Origin of the sequence: Drancourtella massiliensis, from assembly GCF_016900655.1 — a bacterium.
GTDB lineage: Bacteria > Bacillota > Clostridia > Lachnospirales > Lachnospiraceae > Sellimonas > Sellimonas catena.
In genome coordinates this window covers 34,777-55,942 of record NZ_JACJKH010000016.1, presented here as the reverse complement: position 1 = coordinate 55,942, position 21,166 = coordinate 34,777, and the positions used below count along the sequence as shown (strand labels likewise).

The 21,166-nt window shown below is 46.8% G+C and carries 22 protein-coding genes and 1 other annotated feature; of the genes, 16 read left to right on the top strand and 6 right to left on the bottom strand.

The window, feature by feature from the left end; all coding sequences use genetic code 11:
* Nucleotides 1-212 precede the first annotated feature (212 nt).
* From H6A32_RS09985 to spoVG, 3 genes are read left to right on the top strand one after another with little or no spacing between them, the layout of a single operon-like run.
* A complete protein-coding gene (locus tag H6A32_RS09985) occupies nt 213-1,487 on the top strand; it encodes a glucose-1-phosphate adenylyltransferase (protein ID WP_204864261.1) in 1,275 nt (424 codons plus the stop codon).
* Complete coding sequence (gene glgD, locus H6A32_RS09980) at nt 1,484-2,602, top strand: glucose-1-phosphate adenylyltransferase subunit GlgD (RefSeq protein ID WP_087168845.1); 1,119 nt, start codon at nt 1,484-1,486, stop codon at nt 2,600-2,602. Before H6A32_RS09985 ends, glgD begins: the two co-directional genes overlap by 4 nt.
* Before the next feature lie 36 nt (nt 2,603-2,638).
* Nucleotides 2,639-2,920 (top strand): septation regulator SpoVG, encoded by a 282-nt coding sequence (gene spoVG / locus H6A32_RS09975; RefSeq protein WP_087168844.1) that lies wholly within the window; start codon nt 2,639-2,641, stop codon nt 2,918-2,920.
* A 146-nt stretch (nt 2,921-3,066) separates the two neighbouring features.
* On the opposite strand, the gene H6A32_RS09970 is transcribed toward spoVG, so the two are convergent.
* A complete protein-coding gene (locus H6A32_RS09970; protein WP_204864260.1) occupies nt 3,067-3,756 on the bottom strand; it encodes an RluA family pseudouridine synthase in 690 nt (229 codons plus the stop codon).
* A 169-nt stretch (nt 3,757-3,925) separates the two neighbouring features.
* On the opposite strand from H6A32_RS09970, the gene H6A32_RS09965 reads away from it, so the two are divergent.
* Complete coding sequence (locus H6A32_RS09965) at nt 3,926-6,286, top strand: bifunctional metallophosphatase/5'-nucleotidase (protein WP_204864259.1); 2,361 nt, start codon at nt 3,926-3,928, stop codon at nt 6,284-6,286.
* 116 nt (nt 6,287-6,402) lie between these two features.
* On the opposite strand, the gene H6A32_RS09960 is transcribed toward H6A32_RS09965, so the two are convergent.
* The 5 genes from H6A32_RS09960 to H6A32_RS09940 form a co-directional block, all read right to left on the bottom strand.
* Nucleotides 6,403-6,921 carry an AAA family ATPase gene (locus H6A32_RS09960; RefSeq protein ID WP_204864258.1) on the bottom strand — a complete coding sequence of 173 codons (519 nt, stop codon included), beginning with the start codon at nt 6,919-6,921 and terminating at the stop codon, nt 6,403-6,405.
* A gap of 57 nt (nt 6,922-6,978) precedes the next feature.
* Nucleotides 6,979-7,332: an inorganic pyrophosphatase gene (locus tag H6A32_RS09955; protein ID WP_204864257.1), complete on the bottom strand. Its 354-nt coding sequence runs from the start codon at nt 7,330-7,332 to the stop codon at nt 6,979-6,981.
* Nucleotides 7,333-7,348: 16 nt separating this feature from the next.
* Nucleotides 7,349-8,419, bottom strand: coding sequence for a hypothetical protein (locus H6A32_RS09950; RefSeq protein ID WP_204864256.1), 1,071 nt, complete (start codon nt 8,417-8,419; stop codon nt 7,349-7,351).
* Nucleotides 8,420-8,696: 277 nt separating this feature from the next.
* Nucleotides 8,697-9,023 carry an HI0074 family nucleotidyltransferase substrate-binding subunit gene (locus H6A32_RS09945; protein ID WP_346342269.1) on the bottom strand — a complete coding sequence of 109 codons (327 nt, stop codon included), beginning with the start codon at nt 9,021-9,023 and terminating at the stop codon, nt 8,697-8,699.
* A gap of 56 nt (nt 9,024-9,079) precedes the next feature.
* Nucleotides 9,080-9,415 carry a nucleotidyltransferase family protein gene (locus tag H6A32_RS09940; RefSeq protein ID WP_243424893.1) on the bottom strand — a complete coding sequence of 112 codons (336 nt, stop codon included), beginning with the start codon at nt 9,413-9,415 and terminating at the stop codon, nt 9,080-9,082.
* Between the two features lie 281 nt (nt 9,416-9,696).
* Nucleotides 9,697-9,901, top strand: a binding site (T-box leader).
* 111 nt (nt 9,902-10,012) lie between these two features.
* Between H6A32_RS09940 and proS the strand changes: the two genes are divergently transcribed.
* From proS to hpt, 12 genes are all read left to right on the top strand, one after another.
* The gene (gene proS / locus H6A32_RS09935) at nt 10,013-11,458 is read left to right on the top strand and encodes a proline--tRNA ligase (RefSeq protein ID WP_087168836.1); all 1,446 of its coding nucleotides are present in this window, start codon (nt 10,013-10,015) and stop codon (nt 11,456-11,458) included.
* Between the two features lies 1 nt (nt 11,459).
* The gene (locus H6A32_RS09930; RefSeq protein WP_204864255.1) at nt 11,460-12,803 is read left to right on the top strand and encodes a CCA tRNA nucleotidyltransferase; all 1,344 of its coding nucleotides are present in this window, start codon (nt 11,460-11,462) and stop codon (nt 12,801-12,803) included.
* A 178-nt stretch (nt 12,804-12,981) separates the two neighbouring features.
* Nucleotides 12,982-13,983 (top strand): CotS family spore coat protein, encoded by a 1,002-nt coding sequence (locus tag H6A32_RS09925; RefSeq protein WP_118636892.1) that lies wholly within the window; start codon nt 12,982-12,984, stop codon nt 13,981-13,983.
* A gap of 37 nt (nt 13,984-14,020) precedes the next feature.
* Nucleotides 14,021-15,754, top strand: coding sequence for a phospho-sugar mutase (locus tag H6A32_RS09920; protein ID WP_204864254.1), 1,734 nt, complete (start codon nt 14,021-14,023; stop codon nt 15,752-15,754).
* Between the two features lie 187 nt (nt 15,755-15,941).
* Nucleotides 15,942-16,217 (top strand): HU family DNA-binding protein, encoded by a 276-nt coding sequence (locus H6A32_RS09915; RefSeq protein ID WP_087168832.1) that lies wholly within the window; start codon nt 15,942-15,944, stop codon nt 16,215-16,217.
* A gap of 59 nt (nt 16,218-16,276) precedes the next feature.
* Entirely contained in the window at nt 16,277-16,531 is a 255-nt protein-coding gene (locus H6A32_RS09910; protein ID WP_118636889.1) for an RNA-binding S4 domain-containing protein, read from the top strand.
* Between the two features lie 105 nt (nt 16,532-16,636).
* Nucleotides 16,637-16,945 (top strand): sporulation protein YabP, encoded by a 309-nt coding sequence (yabP, locus tag H6A32_RS09905; RefSeq protein WP_243424892.1) that lies wholly within the window; start codon nt 16,637-16,639, stop codon nt 16,943-16,945.
* Between the two features lie 10 nt (nt 16,946-16,955).
* On the top strand, nt 16,956-17,291 hold the full coding sequence (yabQ, locus tag H6A32_RS09900) for a spore cortex biosynthesis protein YabQ (protein ID WP_087168830.1): 336 nt from the start codon (nt 16,956-16,958) through the stop codon (nt 17,289-17,291).
* 65 nt (nt 17,292-17,356) lie between these two features.
* Nucleotides 17,357-17,683 (top strand): FtsB family cell division protein, encoded by a 327-nt coding sequence (locus tag H6A32_RS09895; protein WP_087168829.1) that lies wholly within the window; start codon nt 17,357-17,359, stop codon nt 17,681-17,683.
* 114 nt (nt 17,684-17,797) lie between these two features.
* The gene (locus tag H6A32_RS09890; RefSeq protein WP_204864253.1) at nt 17,798-19,192 is read left to right on the top strand and encodes a SpoIIE family protein phosphatase; all 1,395 of its coding nucleotides are present in this window, start codon (nt 17,798-17,800) and stop codon (nt 19,190-19,192) included.
* Nucleotides 19,193-19,251: 59 nt separating this feature from the next.
* Nucleotides 19,252-20,640 carry a tRNA lysidine(34) synthetase TilS gene (gene tilS / locus H6A32_RS09885; protein WP_204864252.1) on the top strand — a complete coding sequence of 463 codons (1,389 nt, stop codon included), beginning with the start codon at nt 19,252-19,254 and terminating at the stop codon, nt 20,638-20,640.
* Entirely contained in the window at nt 20,624-21,151 is a 528-nt protein-coding gene (hpt, locus tag H6A32_RS09880; RefSeq protein ID WP_087168827.1) for a hypoxanthine phosphoribosyltransferase, read from the top strand. Before tilS ends, hpt begins: the two co-directional genes overlap by 17 nt.
* Nucleotides 21,152-21,166 lie beyond the last annotated feature (15 nt).

The following is a 21,166-nucleotide window of genomic DNA, read 5'->3' as shown; positions in this document are numbered from 1 at the left end:
GAAAGCCTGTCCGCATAGTAATATATAGAGCAGGAGAGAAAAAAATACACAAAATTGCCTTAAAAACAACACGGTGTCTATAAAAAGCGGTTAAGATTATGTAAAATGCATAAAAAATAGAAGAAAAACGGCAAAAATATATAAAATTTACTCGATATTTATAAAAAGTGTGTTATAATAATGACATTAAATTACTGACAAGGGGTGAGGACATGATAAAAAAAGAGATGATAGCAATGCTGCTGGCCGGTGGACAGGGAAGCAGGCTTGGTGTTTTGACTGCCAAAGTGGCGAAGCCTGCAGTAGCGTTCGGCGGCAAGTACAGGATTATCGATTTTCCGCTCAGTAACTGCATTAATTCGGGGATCGATACAGTCGGAGTCCTGACACAGTATCAGCCGCTTCGTCTGAATTCTCATATTGGAATCGGAATCCCATGGGATCTGGACCGCAATGTGGGCGGTGTCACGATTCTGCCGCCATATGAGAAAAGCACGAACAGCGAGTGGTATACTGGAACGGCAAATGCGATCTATCAGAACCTGGATTATATGGAGTCGTTTAATCCGGACTATGTGCTTATTTTATCCGGTGATCATATTTACAAAATGGATTATGAAGTAATGCTGGATTATCATAAAGAGCACAATGCGGATGTCACCATCGCTGCCATGCCGGTGCCGCTTGAGGAGGCAAGCCGGTTTGGAATTGTAGTTGCAGATGAGGAAGGACACATCAATGATTTCCAGGAAAAACCAAAGGAGCCGAGGAGCAATCTGGCGTCCATGGGAATTTATATTTTCAGCTGGCCGGTGCTCAAAGATGCGCTTGTAAAAATGTCAGACGAGCCGTCCTGTGACTTTGGAAAGCACGTGATTCCGTACTGCCATGAAAATGGCAAGCGTCTTTTCGCGTATGAGTACAATGGTTACTGGAAAGATGTAGGAACACTTGGATCCTACTGGGAAGCCAACATGGAACTGATAGATCTGATCCCGGAATTCAACCTTTACGAAGAATTCTGGAAGATTTACACAAACAGTTCGATCCTGCCGCCGCAGTATATTTCCGATCAGGCGGTTGTGGAACGCAGCATTATCAGCAATGGTTCCGAGATTTACGGAGAAGTCCGTAATTCCGTGATCGGTGCCGGGGTTGTGATCGGAAAAGGAACGGTTGTCAGAGATTCTATTATTATGAAAGACACCGTGATCGGTGAAAACGGCGTGATTGACAAGTCGATCATTGCGGAGAATGTCCGGATTGGAGATCATGTGACGCTGGGCATCGGAAGTGATGTGCCGAATAAGGAAAAGCCGGCGATCTACTCCTTCGGGCTTGTGACGATCGGAGAGAATTCCGTGATCCCGTCCAATGTTCAGATTGGCAAGAATACTGCCATCAGCGGCGTGACAGAGGCAGAGGACTATCCGAACGGAGTGCTGGAAAGCGGAGAGACATTGATAAAGGCAGGTGAACGCGTATGAGAGCAGTAGGGATCATTCTGGCAGGCGGCAATAATCATAAAATGCGTGAACTGACATATAAACGGGCTGTGGCAGCCATGCCGGTGGCAGGAAGCTACCGGTGCATTGACTTCGCACTCAGCAATATGACCAATTCCCATATTCAGAAAGTTGCAGTATTGACACAGTACAACGCGAGATCTTTAAATGAGCACCTGAGTTCATCCAAATGGTGGGATTTCGGTAGAAAACAGGGAGGACTTTTTGTTTTTACTCCGACGATTACACTGGAAAACGGCAGCTGGTACCGGGGAACCGCAGACGCGATTTATCAGAATCTCGACTTCCTGAAAAAATGCCATGAGCCGTACGTTATCATTACATCCGGTGATGCTGTGTACAAACTGGATTACAACGAAGTTCTGGAATATCATATTAAGAAAAAAGCAGATATTACAGTAGTATGCAAGGATCTCGCACCGGGCGAAGATGCGACGAGATTCGGAACAATCAAGATGGACGATTCCATGAGAATTCAGGAGTTCGAGGAAAAACCGATGGTGGCAAATTCCAATACCATTTCCACTGGAATCTATGTGATCCGCCGCAGACAGCTGATCGATCTGATTGAACATGCAGCACAGGAGGACCGTTACGATTTCGTCAACGATATCCTGATCCGTTATAAGAATCTTAAAAAGATTTACGGATATAAGATCTCCAGCTACTGGAGCAATATTTCCACAGCAGAAGCATACTATCAGACAAATATGGATTTCCTGAGGCCGGAAGTGCGGAATTACTTTTTCAAAGAGTATCCGCCGGTATACTCCAAAGTCAGTGATCTTCCGCCGGCAAAATACAATCCGGGATCCTACGTAAAGAACAGTCTTGTCTCCAGTGGATGTATTGTGAACGGAACCGTGGAAAATTCGATCCTGTTCAAGAAAGCATTCATCGGAAACAACTGTGTTGTAAGAAATTCAATTATCATGAATGATGTTTATCTTGGAGATAATACATACATTGAAAACTGTATCGTGGAAAGCCGCGATACAATCCGTGCCAACACAAGGCACGTCGGGGAAAACGGCATCAAAATTGTTGTCGAAAAGAATGAGAGATATGCGCTTTAGCGAGCATATATAGTACTTAAGAAAGGGGCAGGTAATATGCAGATTACAGATGTGCGCGTAAGAAAAGTAGCAAAAGAGGGGAAATTAAAGGCAGTTGTGTCAATAACGATGGATGAAGAGTTTGTCGTACACGACATCAAAGTTATCGAAGGGGAAAAAGGACTGTTCATCGCGATGCCTAGCAAAAAGGCTTTGGACGGAGAGTACAGAGATATCGCTCACCCAATCAATTCTGATACAAGAAACCGTATCCAGAGCATCATCCTCGAGAAATATGAGCAGGCTTTGACAGAAGAGGACGGAGAAGACCAGGAATAAAATGTTTTAGGGTTATGTAAAGGACAATTGAAAGGATAAGAAAGCCGGAAAAAGCAGATACCGGAAAGGGATGCTTTTTCCGGCTTTTTGTTGCGGGAAATCCTGTCTGAATTCCCAAGGCCGCCCCCGGAAAAGACTTAGAAAGACTAGTTCAAATCTTCCCCGGAAAAGAAAGGACGGATTTCAAAGTGAAGCGGCTTTTTGGTGGACGGATGCAGAAAATCAAGGCGGCAGGCGCAGAGATGGAGTCTGCGGGAAGGAATGCCGTCCGGATTGTATTTGCGGTCCCCCAGAATCGGACAGCCTGCATGGGCAAGCTGGACACGGATCTGGTGATGCCGTCCCGTGTGCAGATGAATGGACAGACGGGAAACGAGCCGCCCGTCCCGGGTATGCTGATCCAGCATCTGGTAGTCCAGGACGGCCTTTTTGGCATCGGGCGTATCCGGTGAACAGACGGAAGAAAGATTCGTGCGTCCATCCCGGACAAGCCAGTCGGTCAAAGTTCCGGAAGACTCAGTCGGAGCACCTTCCGTGACAGCCTCATAATATTTCCCGAAACCATCCCCGGTAAGCTGGGTGTTTAATGCGGCGGCCGCCTTTTTCGTCTTCCCAAATACGAGAATTCCTTCTACAGGCTGGTCAAGCCGATGGATGACAGCAAGATACGGTGCCCCCTTCAACGGAGTCCCGCTTTTCCTTGCCTCCCGCATGAGATGATTTTTCAGAAGGCTGACCATGTCCCGGGACGAAAAAGATGCAGTCTGGACAGCCGTCCCGGCAGGTTTATGACAGACGAGGATCTCGGAATCCTCGAATAAGATTTCTGGTTTCATAATGTGCTCCTTTCATTTCACACATCATATCATATCCTGGAATGGTTGGCAAAGGAAAATCCATGTGGCCGGACGGCACAAAAAAATGGGAGAAACAATGTTTCGGCCGGGCAAAGGGAATGGTATAATAGAAACGGAACCAGGGAGACGATTCAATAAGGAGTGGAAGATGAGAAACAGAAAATGTATTCTTGCGGCTGTTCTGGCGCTCGGACTGACTTTCCAGGCTGTTCCGGTTTCAGCGGAAGAGACGGTAGAGGCAATCGATGAAACGGTACAGGCGACCGAAGAAACAACACAGTCGACCGAAGAGACGGCACAGCAGGAGGAAGACACTGTGCAGACAGAGGAAGAGACGACAGAGATTACGATTTATCATACGAATGATACCCATGGATATCTCCAGGGTGACGGGGAATCTGTAATCGGGCTGCCGCTTGTGGCCGGACTGAAAAATGCGGATGAGAATGCGATTCTGGTAGATGCCGGAGACGCTACGCAGGGACTGCCGCTTGCCTCGCTGACGCAGGGAAACGATGTGATCCAACTGATGAATCTGGCGGGCTATGATGTCATGGCGGCAGGAAACCATGAGTTTGATTTTGGAACAGACGCATTTCTTAAAAATGTGTCACTGGCAGAATTCCCGGTGCTGGCGGCGAATATTTACAAAGATAATCAGCTGCTGCTTGCAGGACAGCAGGACGATACAGACGGCTGTCATGTGATCATTGAAAGACAGGGAAAGAAGATCGGATTTTTTGGTCTGACGACAACAGAGACCGCTTCAGCGACAAATCCGGAAGGAATCCAGGGCGTGACTTTTGCTGACGAGATTGAAACAGCAAAAACAGAGATTGCGCATCTGGAAGAAGCAGGAGCGGATGTTGTGATTGCAGTCGCCCACATGGGAGATGAGACCGGTGGAGCGGACTGTACGTCGGAAGATCTGGCAAACGGGATGACCGGCGAGTATCAGGGAAAGCTGGATGCGATCATTGACGGACACAGCCATACCGTGGAAAACGAGGAGGTCAACGACGTCCAGATTGTACAGACCGGAACCGGTCTGAGTGCAGTCGGAAAACTGACTGTATCGGTAAGTGAGAACAGTGATCCGGTCGTGACGGAGGAACTGCTTGGAATAGAAGACTTTGCGGAAGTAACGCCGGATGCAGAGGTAGCCGCAGAACTTGAGAAAATTACCAGTGAGCAGAATGATTCGCTTCAGGAAGTGATTGGATCCACGCCGACCACGCTCTGGGCAGGATGGATCGGGAATGTACCGCCGACAAGGTTTGTAGAGACCAACTATGGAGATCTGGCGGCAGATGCCATCGCAGGTGCGGCAAAAGCTATGGTACAGCAGAATGGAACTGAAGAGGAAAAACAGATGCCGGTAGTCGGTGTGGAAAACGGCGGAGGAATCCGGGAGATGATTTCCAATGGAGATATCACAAAGGGAGACCTTGTGTCCACATTCCCGTTTTCCAACACGATCTATATGAAGAAAATCACTCCGAAGATTTTGTATGAGGTGATGGAACAGTCCGGCTCCAGTCTGGACGGGCAGGATCCGGAGACAGGTATGTTGCTTCAGCAGTCAGTGTCCGGAGGATTTTTACAGATTTCCGGATTCCAGGTCGTATTTAATCCGGATGCGGAACAGGGAAGCAGAGTCGTGTCCATCACCCTTGACGGACAGAGCACTCCGCTTGACCGGACAGATGATACGACCCAGATTATTATGGCGGGAAACAATTACATTATGAGCGGCGGCAACGATTATACCATGCTTGCAGATCTTCCGAAATACGCGGAAGCAGGAGGAGAGCTGGAGACAATCGAGGCTTATGTTGAGAACAGTCTGAATAACGGCACGCTGTCCGGATATCAGGGAACAAAAGGAAGGATCGCTTATACAGGAAGCGTTTACCAGCCGAAAGATTATACCGCTTCCGTGAAAATCGTAAATGAAGATGGAAGCGTCTTCGCAAATCAGGAGATCAGTTACCGTGTAGACGGCGGCGAAGGCCAGATGGGCAGGACTGATGAAAACGGAATCCTTAATATCACCGTTACAGACGGCGGACATGGAATCCGTGTTTCCGATTCACAGGATGAGGTCTATGTGGACAACTATGCGGGACTTGGTATTGTAGAAGATACATTAAGAACAATGCCTCAGCTGACGGCACCGGAAGCAGGAAGTGAAATCCCGGTAAACAGCACAGAGGAACCGAAAGACCCGGAGGATCCGGAAGATCCGTCCAAAGATGACGAAACCACAGACCCGGGAAAAGATACGGGAACAGGTTCCGGCGGTTCGGAAAACGATAAGAAGGATCCGGGGGCTTCGGACGGAACGACAAACACAGGCAATACAACAAAAACAGATAACGGTGCAGACGGACAGAAAAAAGCAGTAAAGACCGGTGATGAAGCTCCGGTTGAAGCTGCGGGAACTGCGGCGATCGTATCACTGGCTGTTATTGCAGCAGTGCTTGGTACAAAGGTAAGACGGAAATAGCGGGCGCTCCGGTTTCGTACAGAAACTGTAAGTGAAACGGATTCTGTTTAAAATGATAATGCCCCTCATCGGGAAGTGGATGAAATCATCCGGGAGCTTCCGATGAGGGGCATTGTTTATGATGTTTTTTCTTTTCCTGTATGGAAACTGTGTTGTACAATCCGTTCAGCGGTTTCGCTGATTGACAGATAGCTGGTATCCATGCAGTTTTCCAGTGTCGAAAAATGCGGTAATGATTTCAGACTGATTTCGAGCCATTGATCTGTCCGCCATTCACAGGTCTTATCCTGTCTCCAGCGCTGAATGAGCTGTTCTTCACCGCACAGCAATGTGACGCTGACCAGTTCCAGTTGCAGGGCGCAAATACCGTCAATGATACGCCGATATACCCATTCATCATCTATCAGCCATACGAGTACAATCATCCGGCATACAGAACAGTTTTTATAATTTCCGATCATATGTAGAATATTGTCGACGGCCATTACTTTTGTCTCCTGATTGCCGACAAATGGATGCAGATCCAGACACCAGTCACCGTCGATAAAGGCGGTGCCGGGATACTGATCCGCAATGTATCTCCCGACTGTGGTTTTTCCGACACCCATCGGGCCATTAATGATGATTACATTCATAATTTCTTTCCCTCATAATAAAAATTGTAAAGATGCGGAACTTTCTGCCAGACAGCATCAGACCGGACGGCGGATCAAAAGCCCTTTCATATTAGACGTCCGGTTATGCATCTTATATATCGTTTCTTTCTCTTCTTCAGTACATCCAATCAAGACTTTTATTTCAGAATCTTTTTTTACGATATCCACGGTACAGATGACAGCGTCAACTTCTTTCCCGCCGGTTCCAACCCAGACATCAATTCCGCCGCCGTCCATGAATGCAGTGCCTTTTAGATATCCATAGTCTGCTTCGTAAATCTGTTCTGGATACCGGGGATGCGCGCTTCCCTTAGGACGATCAATGACAATGTCGCTGCTATGAACCAGTTCATCTAAAAGATTCCAGAATTCAAGATCAAAGGTATTCATAAAGCGGCCTCCTTTTTTACCATTCGGATAACTGGGGACAAACATCCAATATATCTTGTCCGGATAACGGAAGGTTGGTTTTGCCTTTCAGTCTTTCGATAATGTCAGGCATGGGAGAAGCGACGATTTTTCTTCGGGTTTTTATTTCTTTCCCACATTTCGGGCAGACGTGCTGCGTAGCAGGAAGACAACTTTGCCTGCCTGTTTCAAACAGATCAGTACCGCAATCAGGGCATTTGACAGAAGCAATTTGATCTTTTAAGTATGGAAGCGTCTTTTGCGCCATATAGAGCTGGACCATGTTTGCATCCAGACAAATCCCGTCAATTTCTACTTCGCTGTAGGTGGCATCAATAATCGGGCGGGAATTATCCTGAGTATATGCATGGACATGGATTCCCTCAGTTTCTGTTTCTGGGCCAGTACAGAAGAAAGCCGGATTGAAACCCCAGATTGAGATGCCCAAAGGGAAATCCTGCTGTTTTATGCTTAATTTGCGAGTAGCCTTTACGAAATTTGCAGGAAAATGAAATTCGCTAAATAAACCATTGGCTTTTATAATAGGATTTCCAATTCCTGCAGTTTTTTCATAAAAATTTCGTCCGCAGCCTGAACAAAGATGTTTTTTGTGGGGATTTGCGGCAAACCAGTCTTTATCAAGATGCGGAAATCCGCAGTGTGGACATTCCAGGTAAGCAGTTTTCTGATTTAAGATATTGGAGGCCAGGTATGAAACCGCAGCAGTATAATCAAAAGAAACTTGCTGGTCTCCATTTGTTATCTGGAGAAGATGGCAGAATTTGTCAGCCTCGTTACCCGTTTGAACACGAATTCCAAAGGCGGAATCCATCTTTGCAGTATCATATACGGCCGGAACATATGCCCATAAAGCGATGTTGCCGGACTCCTCCTGGAGATTTACGGTCAAAGAATCCTGCGGCACGTCTGTAGCAGGATTGCTCTGGGCTAAACAAGTATGAAATTTTTCACCTTTTCCGTTACCGGCCGGAGCATGATGTGTCGTACACCAGTAACGGTCAGTACCGTTTCGGTTTTTCCCCACATAAACAATGTTACATTTTTTCATTGCGGCTCCTTTTAATGTAGAACGCTCAAAATTTCTCCTCAAATATTCATATAGTGTATGATTAGCTTTTCGAAACTTTATCCAGCACCGTATATATGATGAGGTTTAAAATCAAGTAAAAGATAGATAAGACAGCAAGAATTTTGATGTCAATAGAGTGAGTCAGTATCAAAGTCATAGCAGCATACGAAATCAAAAATACGATAAAGCTGATGAGTGTCTGCTTTATTGGTTTCATTTGATCACTCCTTACGAAAATTTATCATAGATTACGAAACTACAGCCAGTTAGCGTCTATTTCATTTTTTAAGTTGCAAAACATTGCATAGAAAGATTCCTTTGCCTGAGACACAATTTCCAGAGCAATGTCTTCATTGTATGAATGTGCAACATTATTGTGTTCCTGTAAGGCGCGTAGCCATAATTCTTCGTCCTTGATCATACCAGCCTGATAAGCAGTTTTTAGAATAATTTTAGGTGATCCTGTTGCACTGGCTTCATAACCATGCATAGAAAGGATTTCTTTCATCATTTTCCATGACTGCTCGAAACAGATTTCATATAACCCGACCAAGCCAGTAAGAATAACCGTATCATCATTCATAAGGTTCAGTATATTTATATATCTGCTTCATGTTTGATAAAGCGGAACAAAAATTATCATATTTTTTCATAGAGTGTTTTCCCCTCCTTTTTTATAGACTCGCGTAATTCGGGCTGCATTGCCCGTTCCAGATCAACAATATCATATTTTAACAGCGTAGAAGTTTCTTCATCCAGATCCAAAGAAAAACGGGCTATATTTCCGCCGCTTACCGCAAGATCAATGTCACTGGTTGGGGAAAAATCTCCTCTTGCACGGGAGCCAAACAGAATAACTTGCCGAATGTTGTACTTCTGGGCCAATGAGGAGATTTCATTAAGGACTCTTTGATTGATTCCGGTGCTGGAGGGTGTGATTTTCATAGAAGTGTGTAGTTTTGTGATTTCACTCATTATACTGCACTCCTTTCTTTTTCTAATCATAGCATAGAAGAAAAGAAAAAGAAATTGTAAAAACCATGACATACCATGTACAAAAACGTTATGAGTTCCACCCGTACTCAACAGAAGGAAGATGTATCGTACATGCAAGCATGACTCTGCATCTTTCTTCTGCTGAGTACGGTGTGAACAGTAACACAAAAACGGGCAAAATAGTGGCAATCAATGCGTTTTACTTGACACTCCCGGTTTTTTCGGGTAAAATTTGAATAATTTCATGGCGAAAGCCGAATAAATGAACGATGAAGGGGAATAGTAAGCCTAAGAGAAGTTTCAGAGAAGAGGCGGGTGGTGCGAGCCTTTGACGGATCACGGCTGAACCGGACCTGGAGTTCCTGTATGAAAAGTACAGCGTTTTATCAGCGTTAATGATCAATGAAGTGAGCCGCAGATTTTGTGGTTAATGAGGGTGGTACCGCCGGACATCCGGTCCCTGTTTGGGACGGATGCCCGGTGTTTTTGTTTATTTAACAGAAAACTTCGTTCTAAAAACAGGGGGCAGAAGTCCTTGGAAGCTGTGAAAAATATTGATTGAGAGGAGAATGCGACATGGCAAAGGACAACAAAAAATTTGTAAAGTCTATCACATCCAGAGATGAAGATTTCGCTCAGTGGTACACGGATGTGGTGAGAGAGGCAGAGCTTTGCGACTATTCCAGCGTGAAAGGATGCCTGAACTATCTGCCGAATGGATATGCAATCTGGGAAAATATCAAGGCAGATCTGGACAAGAGATTTAAAGATACAGGAGTAGAGAACGTATACCTTCCGATGCTGATTCCGGAGAATCTGCTTCAGAAAGAAGCGGATCACGTAGAAGGATTCGCTCCGGAAGCTGCATGGGTGACACATGGCGGAACAGAGAGATTACAGGAAAGATATGCGATCCGTCCGACATCAGAGACACTGTTCTGTGATCTGTGGAGCCGTATCGTGCAGTCTTACCGTGACCTTCCGAAAGTATGGAACCAGTGGAATTCCGTACTGAGATGGGAAAAGACGACACGTCCATTCCTTCGTTCCAGAGAGTTCCTGTGGCAGGAAGGACATACCATCCACGCAACTTACGAGGAAGCAGAAGAGAGAACACTTATGATGTGGAAGGTCTACAAAGACTTCATCAGCGAGTCTCTTGCGATTCCATATGTAGCTGGAAGAAAGACAGAAAGTGAGAAGTTTGCAGGTGCAGAAGACACATACACAGTAGAAGCGCTGATGCATGATGGAAAGGCACTTCAGTCCGCGACAAGCCACTTCTTCGGAAATGGATTCCCGGATGCATACGACATCAAATATCTGGATAAGAACAATGAGCTCCACAGTGTTTATGAAACATCCTGGGGACTTTCTACAAGAATTATTGGTGCGATCATTATGGTACATGGCGATGACAGCGGCCTGGTGCTTCCGCCAAGAATCGCTCCGAAACAGGTACGCGTGATCCCGGTGGCACAGCACAAGGAAGGTGTTCTTGACCGTGCAGAAGAGCTGCTGGCAGCGATCCGCGCAGAAGGATTACGTGCAGACATCGACGAGTCCGAAAAGAGTCCGGGATGGAAATTCAGCGAGCAGGAGATGCTTGGAATTCCGGTACGTGTGGAACTTGGACCGAAAGATATCGAAAACGGTCAGGCAGTCCTTGTAAGACGTGACACAAGAGAGAAGACTGTTGTAGCAATCGACGAGGTACCGGCAGCACTGGCGGAACTTCTCGAGACAATTCAGCAGGATATGTATACAAGAGCAAAAGCATTCCTGGACGGCCACATCGATGAGGCAGAGACCATGGATGAAATGGTTGCAAAATTCAAGGACAACAGAGGATTCATCAAAGCGATGTGGTGTGGAGATGAAAGCTGTGAAGAAGCGATCAAGGCAGAGACAGGCGGAGCCGGATCCAGATGTCTGATCGAAGATGAAGAGCCGATTTCCGACAGATGTATTTACTGCGGAAAACCGGCAAAACACAAAGTTTTCTGGGGTAAAGCATACTAAAATGGAACAGGTCAGGATCAGACTGCCGGAAAAAGTGCAGTGGATCATCCGAAAGCTCAAAGAACAGGGCTTTGACGCGTACGCAGTGGGCGGATGTGTCAGAGACTCGATACTGGGAAGGGAGCCGGAGGACTGGGATATCACAACGTCCGCAAAGCCGGAAGAGATCAAGCAGATCTTCCGGCGGACGGTGGATACCGGAATCGAGCACGGCACAGTGACTGTTCTGGCAGAAAAAGAAGGATTTGAAGTAACGACATACCGGATTGACGGCGAGTACGAAGACGGAAGGCACCCAAAAGAAGTCTGGTTTACAGGAAAGCTTGCAGAAGACCTCAAGAGACGGGATTTTACGATCAATGCCATGGCATACAACGATGAAGACGGCCTTTGTGACCTGTTCGGAGGACAGGAGGATCTGCAAAAAGGGATCATCCGGTGCGTGGGAGATGCCCGTGAGCGGTTTACGGAGGATGCACTCCGGATTCTGCGGGCTGTCCGATTTTCAGCACAGCTTGGATTTTCCATGGAAGAGAAGACAAAGGAGGCAGCGGGCGCGCTTGCCGGAACCCTTGTCAAAATCAGCGCGGAGCGGATTCAGAGCGAGCTTGTAAAGCTTCTCGTGTCACCGCACCCGGAAGAGATGCTGACGGCGTGGGAACTTGGCATCACCAAAGTGATTCTTCCGGAATTTGACCGGATGATGGAGACAACACAGGAGACGCCGCACCATATGTATAACGTAGGCGTGCATACAGTGGAGGCATTAAAGCATATCCGCGCAGACCGGATTCTCCGCCTTTCCATGCTGTTCCATGACATGGGCAAGCCGGAATACAAGACGATGGATCCGGACGGAACTGCCCATTTCAAGAAACATGCCATCGGAAGCGAACGGATTTCAAAAGAGATCATGCGACGGCTGAAATTTGATAATGATACGATCCGGAAGGTGTCAAAACTTGTCTACTACCATGACTACCGGATGCCGCCGAACCGGAGACTGGTCCGCAGGGCGGTGAACAAGATCGGAAAAGATCTGTTCCCTTACTATCTGGAAATCCGGATGGCAGATACTCTGGCACAGAGCCTGTATCACAGAGACGATAAGATTTCAGATATTGAAGGCGTTGCAAAGTGCTTTCAGGAGATTGTGGATGAGGGCGAATGCGTATCGCTGAAAGAACTTGCTGTGACAGGGAAAGATCTGATCGATGCCGGAATCAGTCCGGGACCGCAGATGGGAGAGATTTTGAATGCTCTTCTTGAAGAGGTGCTGGAAGATCCGGAGAAAAATCAAAAAGACTACCTGATTACCCGGGCGGCCAATATGAATCATTTATAGTACAAAGATACAAAACAAAAAGACAGCCGTGATAGCTGGCGTGCACCAGCATTATCACGGCTGTCTCTTTGTATAGCTTCTGTCTGCCATACTGATGGAGAATGATTGAACCGGTTCTATTTAATCCCCCGCATTCATAAGCTAGAAAGACGATTGAATCAGAAGGCAGGGGGCAGTTATGGGTGATTATGATTTAGAGGTACTGGAACAATATCCGATACAAGTGGACAATGTCCGAAAAGTGAGGGGTGCCATCCTGTGTGAGACGGATCGGGGTCTGATGCTTTTGAAACAGGCGGCATTATCAAAGCCGCGCATTTTAGTTATGAATGAAATCCATAAAGCGATGAAAAATCAGGAACATCTGAAGTGCGATGAGCTGATTCCGAATAAAGAAGGAGAGTTTCTGACAGTCTCTGAGGACGGGGTATCTTATTATCTGAAAGCGTGGTATCAGGGACGAGAGTGCGACGTCCGGAAACACTCGGAAATTCTGGAGTCGGCAAAGCTGCTGGCCAAAGTTCACAGGCTGATGGAATTTCCCCGGTGCAGGGAAGGATTCCGGGAACCGGATCTTGTGGATGAGTACCGCAGACATAACAGAGAACTGAAGAAAGTATGGAATTTTATCCGGAAAAAGACAATCAAAGGGGAGTTTGAAAGCAGATTCCTGGAATATTTTGAGGCTATGTACTGCGTGGCGGCCAGGGTGGAGCAGCGTCTTGAGGATTCGGCCTACCGGCAGCTGATGGAACAGAGCAGAGAAAAAGGAAGTTTTGTCCATGGAGAATACAATTACCACAATATTCTGATTGCTCCGGACGGCATGACAGTGGTGAACTTTGAACATGTGGGCAGAGACATTCAGCCGTCGGATCTTTATTATTTTCTCCGGAAAGTTATGGAAAAGCATCAGTGGAATGAAAAACTCGGTGCGGAGATTCTGCGGGCATACTGTGCGGTCAATCCCCTCAGAGAAGAAGAAAAAGAATACATTGCGCTCCGGCTTTCCTATCCGGAGAAATTCTGGAAATGCGCCAACACGTACTATAATTCCAACAAAGCATGGATTTCTTCCAAAAGTGTCGAAAAACTGCGGCTTTCCATTGAGCAGAACGAGGTAAAGAAGGCGTTTTTAGAACAGATATTTTCTTTCCATTTAGATAAGAGTGGTGTATAATAGACAGCATAGAAGACCAATCAGGAGGTACAAAGATATGGGATATCGTGAAAAATACGATGAATGGTTGACAAGTACATACTTTGACGCTGAGACAAAAGCAGAGTTAAAAGAGATCGAATCCAATGAAAAAGAAATCGAAGACCGTTTTTATAAGGATCTGGAGTTCGGTACAGCAGGACTCCGCGGAGTCATCGGCGCAGGAACGAACCGTATGAATATCTATACGGTACGTAAGGCAACCCAGGGACTGGCAAACTACATCGCCGGAAAAGGTGCGCAGGCACAGGGCGTTGCGATTGCATACGATTCCAGACGGATGTCCCCGGAATTTGCGGATGAAGCAGCGCTCTGCCTTGCGGCAAACGGAATCAAGGCTTATGTATTTGAAAGTCTCAGACCGACTCCGGAGCTTTCATTCGCGGTGAGAAAGTTAGGATGCATTGCCGGAATCAATATCACAGCAAGCCATAACCCGCCGGAATACAACGGATATAAAGTATACTGGGAGGACGGCGCGCAGATTACACCTCCTCACGACAAAGGTATCATGGACGAGGTAAAGGCAGTGACAGATTTTGCCACTGTTAAGACGATGGACAAAGAGGCTGCCAAAGAAGCAGGCCTTTACGAAGTCATCGGAGCGGCGATTGACGATGCTTATATCGCAGAGCTGAAAAAACAGGTACTGCATCAGGATGCCATTGATCAGGTCGGCAAAGAGCTCAAGATCGTATATTCCCCTCTTCACGGTACAGGAAATATCCCTGCAAGAAGAGTATTAAAAGAGCTCGGATTTGAAAATGTATATGTAGTAAAAGAGCAGGAGCTGCCGGACGGCGAATTCCCGACGGTATCCTACCCGAACCCGGAATCCGAAGAGGCATTTGAACTCGGACTGAAACTGGCAAAAGAGGTGGACGCAGATCTTGTTCTTGCGACAGATCCGGATGCTGACCGTCTTGGTGTTTATGTAAAAGATACGAAGTCCAGCGAGTATAAGGTGCTGACAGGAAATATGTCCGGATGCCTTCTTGCTGAATATGAGATCAGTCAGAGACAGGCGTTAAAAGGACTGCCGGAGGACGGCTGCCTGATCAAGACGATCGTTACGACCAATATGGCAGACGCCATTGCAAAGTCATACGGCCTCAGACTGATCGAAGTTCTGACAGGATTCAAGTACATCGGACAGCAGATTCTCGGATTTGAAACGACAGGAAAGGGCGAGTATGTATTCGGCTTTGAAGAAAGCTACGGATGTCTGATCGGAACCCATGCAAGAGATAAAGACGCGATTGTAGCAACCATGGCACTGTGCGAGGCAGCGGCTTACTATAAGACACAGGGCAAGACACTGTGGGATGCCATGATCGATATGTATAACAAATACGGCTACTACAAGGACAGCATCCAGTCCATCACAATGAAAGGAATCGAAGGACTGGAAAAGATCCAGGCGATTCTTGAGACGCTGAGGAATAATCCTCCGGTCAAAGTGGGAGAATACCAGGTATTAAAAGCCCGTGATTACAACGCAGATACGATCAAAGATCTGGCAACAGGCGAAGTGACAGCAACAGGACTTCCGAAGTCCAATGTTCTCTACTACGATCTGACAGACGACGCATGGCTTTGCGTAAGACCATCCGGAACAGAGCCGAAAGTGAAGTTCTACTATGGCATCAAGGGCACTTCTCTTGAGGACGCAGATGCCAAGTCAGAGGCTCTTGGGAAAGCTGTTCTGGAAATGATCGACAATATGCTTTAAAATATCAGAAAACTTTGTGAAACCTGCGGAAAACAGGGGCGCAGCACTATAATTCACTTGACAAATATACAAGAAACCGTTATAACTTTTAATGAAGATAGCCCACGAAAATCAAGGGTTTGGAAAGTTAGATCATAAGAGATCAGAAAGATACTTTTATAACGGGAAAATAGGAGGATAAGTATTTATGAACAAAACAGAATTAATCGCAGCAGTGGCAGAAAAGGCAGAAATTTCCAAAAAAGATTCTGAAAAAGCATTAAAAGCATTCATCGACGTTGTAACAGACGAGTTAAAAGCTGGCGGAAAGATCCAGTTAGTAGGATTTGGTACTTTTGAAGTAAGCGAAAGAGCAGCAAGAGAAGGAAGAAATCCTCAGACAGGAAAGACTATGAAGATCGAAGCTTGCAAAGCTCCTAAATTCAAAGCTGGAAAAGCATTAAAAGACGCAATCAACGCATAAGATATTTATGAACGGAAATAGAGGGCTGTCAGGCCCTCTATTTTGTTACTATATTAAAGATACAGGAGGCAGTTATGAGACTGGACAAATTTTTAAAAGTTTCACGTCTGATCAAACGGCGCACCGTTGCAAATGAAGCGTGCGACGCGGGCAGAGTTACGGTAAACGGCAAGCCGGCGAAGGCATCTACAAAGGTAAAAAAAGGTGACGTGATCGAGATTCAGTTCGGCACGAAAGCAGTAAAGGCGGAAGTACTGGATATTCAGGATACGACGAAGAAGGAAGAGGCAAAAGAGCTTTTCCGTTATATTTAATTCAGAAAAGGAATAAAGGCGGGCGCGGATTCATAGTATATCTCAGAAGCACGTTGGAAGAAGCAGACAGGCTGACAACGAAAGAGAGGTTGAGAGAAGATGATGATGAGCAGCGGTATGATGAGCGTTACAGAAGAGGCACAGGTCCGGAAAGCACACAAACTGGTTGTCAATAACAGAAAGACAAGTCTTGTGACCGGAGTGCTGGATGTCCTGTCCTTTGATCTGAATGAGATTCTCCTGGAGACAGAACAGGGGATGATGATGGTGAAAGGGAGCGACCTCCATGTCAACCGGCTCAGTCTGGAAAAGGGAGAAGTCGACCTTTCCGGAAATATTGACAGCATTACATATTCAGATATGAAACAGACGACCAAACAGGGCGGAAAACTTCTTGCGCGCCTGTTCCATTAGGAGGCGGGCGATGAGCGGGCTGGGAGTCGAGGCGGATGCATTTTTAAGAGCATTTTTTTCAGGGATGTTCCTCTGTGGGGTATATGAGGTGCTGCGTCTTTTCCGGAGGATTATCCGGCATCATTCTATTGTCGTTTCCGCCGAAGATTTTCTGTACTGGCTGTTTTGCGGATTCTATCTGTTTGGCGAAATCTTTCAGACAAGTTCCGGAGAAATCCGGTGGTACTTTATCGCGGGAACTGTGGCAGGAGCAGTCGCCTTTTTTGCGGTTTTGTCAAAAACCGGCAAGTTCTGCGGAAAGATTTTTGAGAAAAAAACTGGAAAACACGGAAAAAGAGTTGATTAATCGTGGGAAAAAGGATACTATTATATGTATAACCTGGAACAACCTGAATCTACGGTGAGGTAAAGATGAAGATTTTTAAGAAAAAAACACGCACGTCTCAGAAGGGACCGCGGTTTTCCAGATATAAAGGAAGCGTTGTATTTATATCCTGTATTCTGCTTGTGCTTACGGCGGTGACGACCGTGCACAGCATTTCGCTCGGAGCTGAACTGCAAGACAAAAATGCGCAGATCACAGAGCTGGAAAAAGAGAAGAAGGCAGAGAAGCAGCGCACAGAAGAGATCGAAGAGTACAAAGAATATGTAGGGACGGATGAGTACGTCGAAGATACGGCCAGAGACAAGCTCGGCATGGTAAAGGAGAATGAAATTCTCTTTAAAGCTGAGGAATAATGATATGACATTGCACACAGAAGATAGCTTTGGGAAAGACTGATTTCCCGAAGCTGTTTTTTATTCTATTCAGGCAAAGTCTTTTCACGATACAGATATAAGAAGGGGCAGAAGATGGAAAAGAAGAGTTGTATGATGAATCCTTATGTGGAGCAGATGGAGAAATTCGGGAGATCGCTGGAGCATCTGGCGGATACGTTTTTCAGAATGGAAGAAAGGAAAGGGCAGTTTACCTCCGGCGAGGTGGAAGAAATGTTTTCCAGGGTATCTGAGAACGTGTGCAGAAACTGTGAAAACCGGTCCTGGTGTCTGGGAGAAAACAGGGTGCGGACGCATCAGATGGTATATGAAATTTTAAAAACTGCGGATGAATACGGAGCGGAACTGAATATGGATCTGAAAAAGAGGCTTCAAAGATACTGTATCCTGGCGCCGCGGTTTCTACGTGAGACGATGGAAACATTTCAGGATGCCAAGCAGGCGATGTTCTGGACCAATCGTATTGTACAGAGCAGAGAAGGATGCGCGGTGGAACTGGACGCCTTTGCGCGACTGATCCGGCATGCGACAAGGGAGCTGGACGCGAGTATTTTTTCGGATGAGCGTCTGGAAAAGCGGATCAGGACAAAGCTGAAAAACGAGAATATGCGGATACTGAGCATGGTCTTTTTGATGACACCGCAGGGAAGATATGAAATCCATCTGACTGCAAAGGCGGGGAAAGGACAGTGCGTCAGCACGAAAGAACTGGCACGGGTGCTGTCGGCCTGCACCGGACGGATCATGGAGCCGGCAAAAGACGAGAGAAGATCGCTGGGGCAGGAGTATGCGACCATTATTTTCCTGGAGATGCAGCACTACTATACGCTTCAGGGAGTGGCAAAGATCGGAAAGGGGTGTGCGGATATTTCCGGGGACAGCTTTTCCATGATGGAGCTTCCGGCAGGAAAACAGGGAGCGGTTCTTTCTGACGGCATGGGTTCCGGAGAGGAGGCATACCGGGAGAGCGCCATGGTAGTGGATATGCTGGAGGAACTTCTGGAGGCGGGATTTCCGGCGCGGACAGCTCTGGAGATGATGAATACGGCGCTGGTGATCGGCCGGGAGGAGATCCGTTTTTCCACCATTGACATCAGCATTTTCGATCTGTATGAGGGGACCGTGGATATTTTAAAAGCAGGGGCGTCCACAACTTTTATCCGCCATCAAAATGGAGTGGAGAGGATCTGCTCTACCAATCTTCCCCTCGGGGTGATTCAGGATCTGGAAATCCAGAGCGTACATAAGCATTTGCAGAGCGGGGATTTCGTCATTATGATTACAGACGGCATCATGGATGCGCTTCCGGTAGGGGAGCAGGAGTTTCTTCTGGACACTATCATCCGAGGAACAAGCCTGAACAATCCGAAAGAAATGGCGCACCACATCCTGGAACAGGTGCTGGAGTGGACGGGGGAAGAGCCGATGGACGACATGACCGTGCTGGTTGTGGGAATCTGGAGAATATAACTTGCTTTTTACGGAATTATTATATAAGATGAAGAAAAAGAGATACAGGAGAAAACGACGTGGCTGAAGAGAAAAAACGGGAAGGATTGCAGAAAAAAGTGGAATCCTATCTAAGACGATGGAATATGATAGAGCGAGGGGAACATATAGTTGCAGGTATATCCGGAGGAGCTGATTCGGTATGCCTGCTTTTTGTACTTTTGAGCCTGCAAAAGACAATGGGAATCCGGGTCACAGCGGTTCACGTCAATCACATGCTGCGGGGAGAGGCGGCCGACGCGGACGAACGGTTTGTGGAAGAACTATGCAGGCAGCAGAACGTCCCATGCCGTGTGTTTCGGATTGATGTGGCAAAAGAGGCGGAAAAGAGAAAATGCTCCCAGGAGGAGGCGGGCCGGGAAGTCCGCCGGGAAGCCATGCGCAAGGTGATGGTGGAAGAGCATGCGGACAAAATCGCGTTTGCCCACCATCAGGACGATAATGCGGAGACTGTCATTATGAATCTATGCAGGGGAAGCCGGGTAAAGGGGATGCGGGGGATTCTCCCGGTCTTCGGGGAACTGATTCATCCCCTCCTCTGCGTGGGAAAGGCAGAAATCGAGGCGGCGCTGAAAGAGCAGGGGATTCCGTGGAGAATCGACGCGACCAACCTGGAGGATGCTTACACAAGAAACCGGATCCGCAACAGAGTCATGAAAGAACTAAATGAGATCAATCCGGGAACGGCAGAACATATTTCCAGAATGGCGGAAAAAATGTCTGAGTTGTGGGAATATATGGAAGCCGAAACGGGAACATATATTAAAGAATGTGTGAAGGAAACAGACGGCGGAAAGCTCATCCGGAAAGCGGAACTGGAAAGAGTTCCGAAGGTGTTCCGGGAGGAAGTTATCCGTTCTGTACTCTGCGAGGTGTGCGCAGGTGAAAAAAATCTGCGGGCGGTTCATGTGCAGGATATCCACGGGCTTATGGAAAAACAGCCGGGGAGAAGCCTATCACTTCCTTACGGAGTCAGAGCACTTCGGACATACGAAGGAGTATTGATACAGAAAAAAGAGAAGATGGGAGAACAGCTGGAGAAAAAACCGGAAATCGGGTTTAAAATGCAGGTCTTTGACCGCCGGGAGGGCGAAAAGTGGCCAGATACCCCCTACACGAAATGGTTTGATTATGATATAATAAAAGGCAGACTTGTCATGCGGACACGCCGGGAGGGTGACTATATTACGGTCACCGCAGACGGAAAGCGTCAGACTTTAAAGAAATTTTTTATTAATCAGAAGGTTCCGGCCGGCAAACGAGATGAAATTCCGCTGATTGCAGACGGGAATGAGATCGTCTGGATCGTCGGGTACCGGCAGAATAAAGCGTATCAGATTACGGAAAGAACAGTAAAAATAGTACAAATAGAGATTTACGGAGGAGAAAAAAATGGCAGAGACAATTAAAGTATTGGTTCCGGAGGAGCAGGTAAATCAAAGGATCGAGGAGCTTGGAAAGAAGATCAGTGAAGATTATGCCGGAAAGCATGTACATCTGATCTGCGTCCTGAAAGGCGGGGTCTTTTTTATGTGTGAACTTGCAAAGAGAATTACAGTTCCGGTTTCCATGGATTTTATGAGTGTCAGCAGCTATGGATCAGGCACGGAATCAAGCGGCGTGGTAAAGATCGTGAAGGATCTGGATGAACCGCTTGAGGGGAAAGATGTGATTATTGTGGAGGATATCATCGATTCCGGCCGCACGCTTTTTCATCTGATGAAAATTTTAAACGAAAGAGGGCCGAAAAGCATGCATATCTGTACACTTCTGGACAAACCGGAACGCCGCGTGAAAGATGTTCACGTTGACTATGTCGGCTTTAATATTCCGGATGAATTTGTAGTCGGCTACGGTCTTGACTATGACCAGAAGTACCGGAACCTTCCGTATATCGGAGTGGTCGAAGGAGTAGAATAGAAAGGAGAAAAAGGA

Bases quoted from the DNA above. Each gene is read 5' to 3' on its own strand.
- yabP (WP_243424892.1), top strand. From the start codon at position 16,637: ATGAGCAGCGGTATGATGAGCGTTACAGAAGAGGCACAGGTCCGGAAA.
- H6A32_RS09955 (WP_204864257.1), bottom strand. From the start codon at position 7,332: ATGAATACCTTTGATCTTGAATTCTGGAATCTTTTAGATGAACTGGTT.
- H6A32_RS09970 (WP_204864260.1), bottom strand. From the start codon at position 3,756: ATGAAACCAGAAATCTTATTCGAGGATTCCGAGATCCTCGTCTGTCAT.
- H6A32_RS09960 (WP_204864258.1), bottom strand. From the start codon at position 6,921: ATGAATGTAATCATCATTAATGGCCCGATGGGTGTCGGAAAAACCACA.
- H6A32_RS09965 (WP_204864259.1), top strand. From the start codon at position 3,926: ATGAGAAACAGAAAATGTATTCTTGCGGCTGTTCTGGCGCTCGGACTG.
- H6A32_RS09945 (WP_346342269.1), bottom strand. From the start codon at position 9,023: ATGAATGATGATACGGTTATTCTTACTGGCTTGGTCGGGTTATATGAA.
- spoVG (WP_087168844.1), top strand. From the start codon at position 2,639: ATGCAGATTACAGATGTGCGCGTAAGAAAAGTAGCAAAAGAGGGGAAA.
- H6A32_RS09930 (WP_204864255.1), top strand. From the start codon at position 11,460: ATGGAACAGGTCAGGATCAGACTGCCGGAAAAAGTGCAGTGGATCATC.
- H6A32_RS09915 (WP_087168832.1), top strand. From the start codon at position 15,942: ATGAACAAAACAGAATTAATCGCAGCAGTGGCAGAAAAGGCAGAAATT.
- yabQ (WP_087168830.1), top strand. From the start codon at position 16,956: ATGAGCGGGCTGGGAGTCGAGGCGGATGCATTTTTAAGAGCATTTTTT.
- H6A32_RS09985 (WP_204864261.1), top strand. From the start codon at position 213: ATGATAAAAAAAGAGATGATAGCAATGCTGCTGGCCGGTGGACAGGGA.
- glgD (WP_087168845.1), top strand. From the start codon at position 1,484: ATGAGAGCAGTAGGGATCATTCTGGCAGGCGGCAATAATCATAAAATG.
- H6A32_RS09925 (WP_118636892.1), top strand. From the start codon at position 12,982: ATGGGTGATTATGATTTAGAGGTACTGGAACAATATCCGATACAAGTG.
- H6A32_RS09920 (WP_204864254.1), top strand. From the start codon at position 14,021: ATGGGATATCGTGAAAAATACGATGAATGGTTGACAAGTACATACTTT.
- proS (WP_087168836.1), top strand. From the start codon at position 10,013: ATGGCAAAGGACAACAAAAAATTTGTAAAGTCTATCACATCCAGAGAT.
- H6A32_RS09940 (WP_243424893.1), bottom strand. From the start codon at position 9,415: ATGAGTGAAATCACAAAACTACACACTTCTATGAAAATCACACCCTCC.
- H6A32_RS09890 (WP_204864253.1), top strand. From the start codon at position 17,798: ATGGAAAAGAAGAGTTGTATGATGAATCCTTATGTGGAGCAGATGGAG.
- H6A32_RS09950 (WP_204864256.1), bottom strand. From the start codon at position 8,419: ATGAAAAAATGTAACATTGTTTATGTGGGGAAAAACCGAAACGGTACT.
- hpt (WP_087168827.1), top strand. From the start codon at position 20,624: ATGGCAGAGACAATTAAAGTATTGGTTCCGGAGGAGCAGGTAAATCAA.
- H6A32_RS09895 (WP_087168829.1), top strand. From the start codon at position 17,357: ATGAAGATTTTTAAGAAAAAAACACGCACGTCTCAGAAGGGACCGCGG.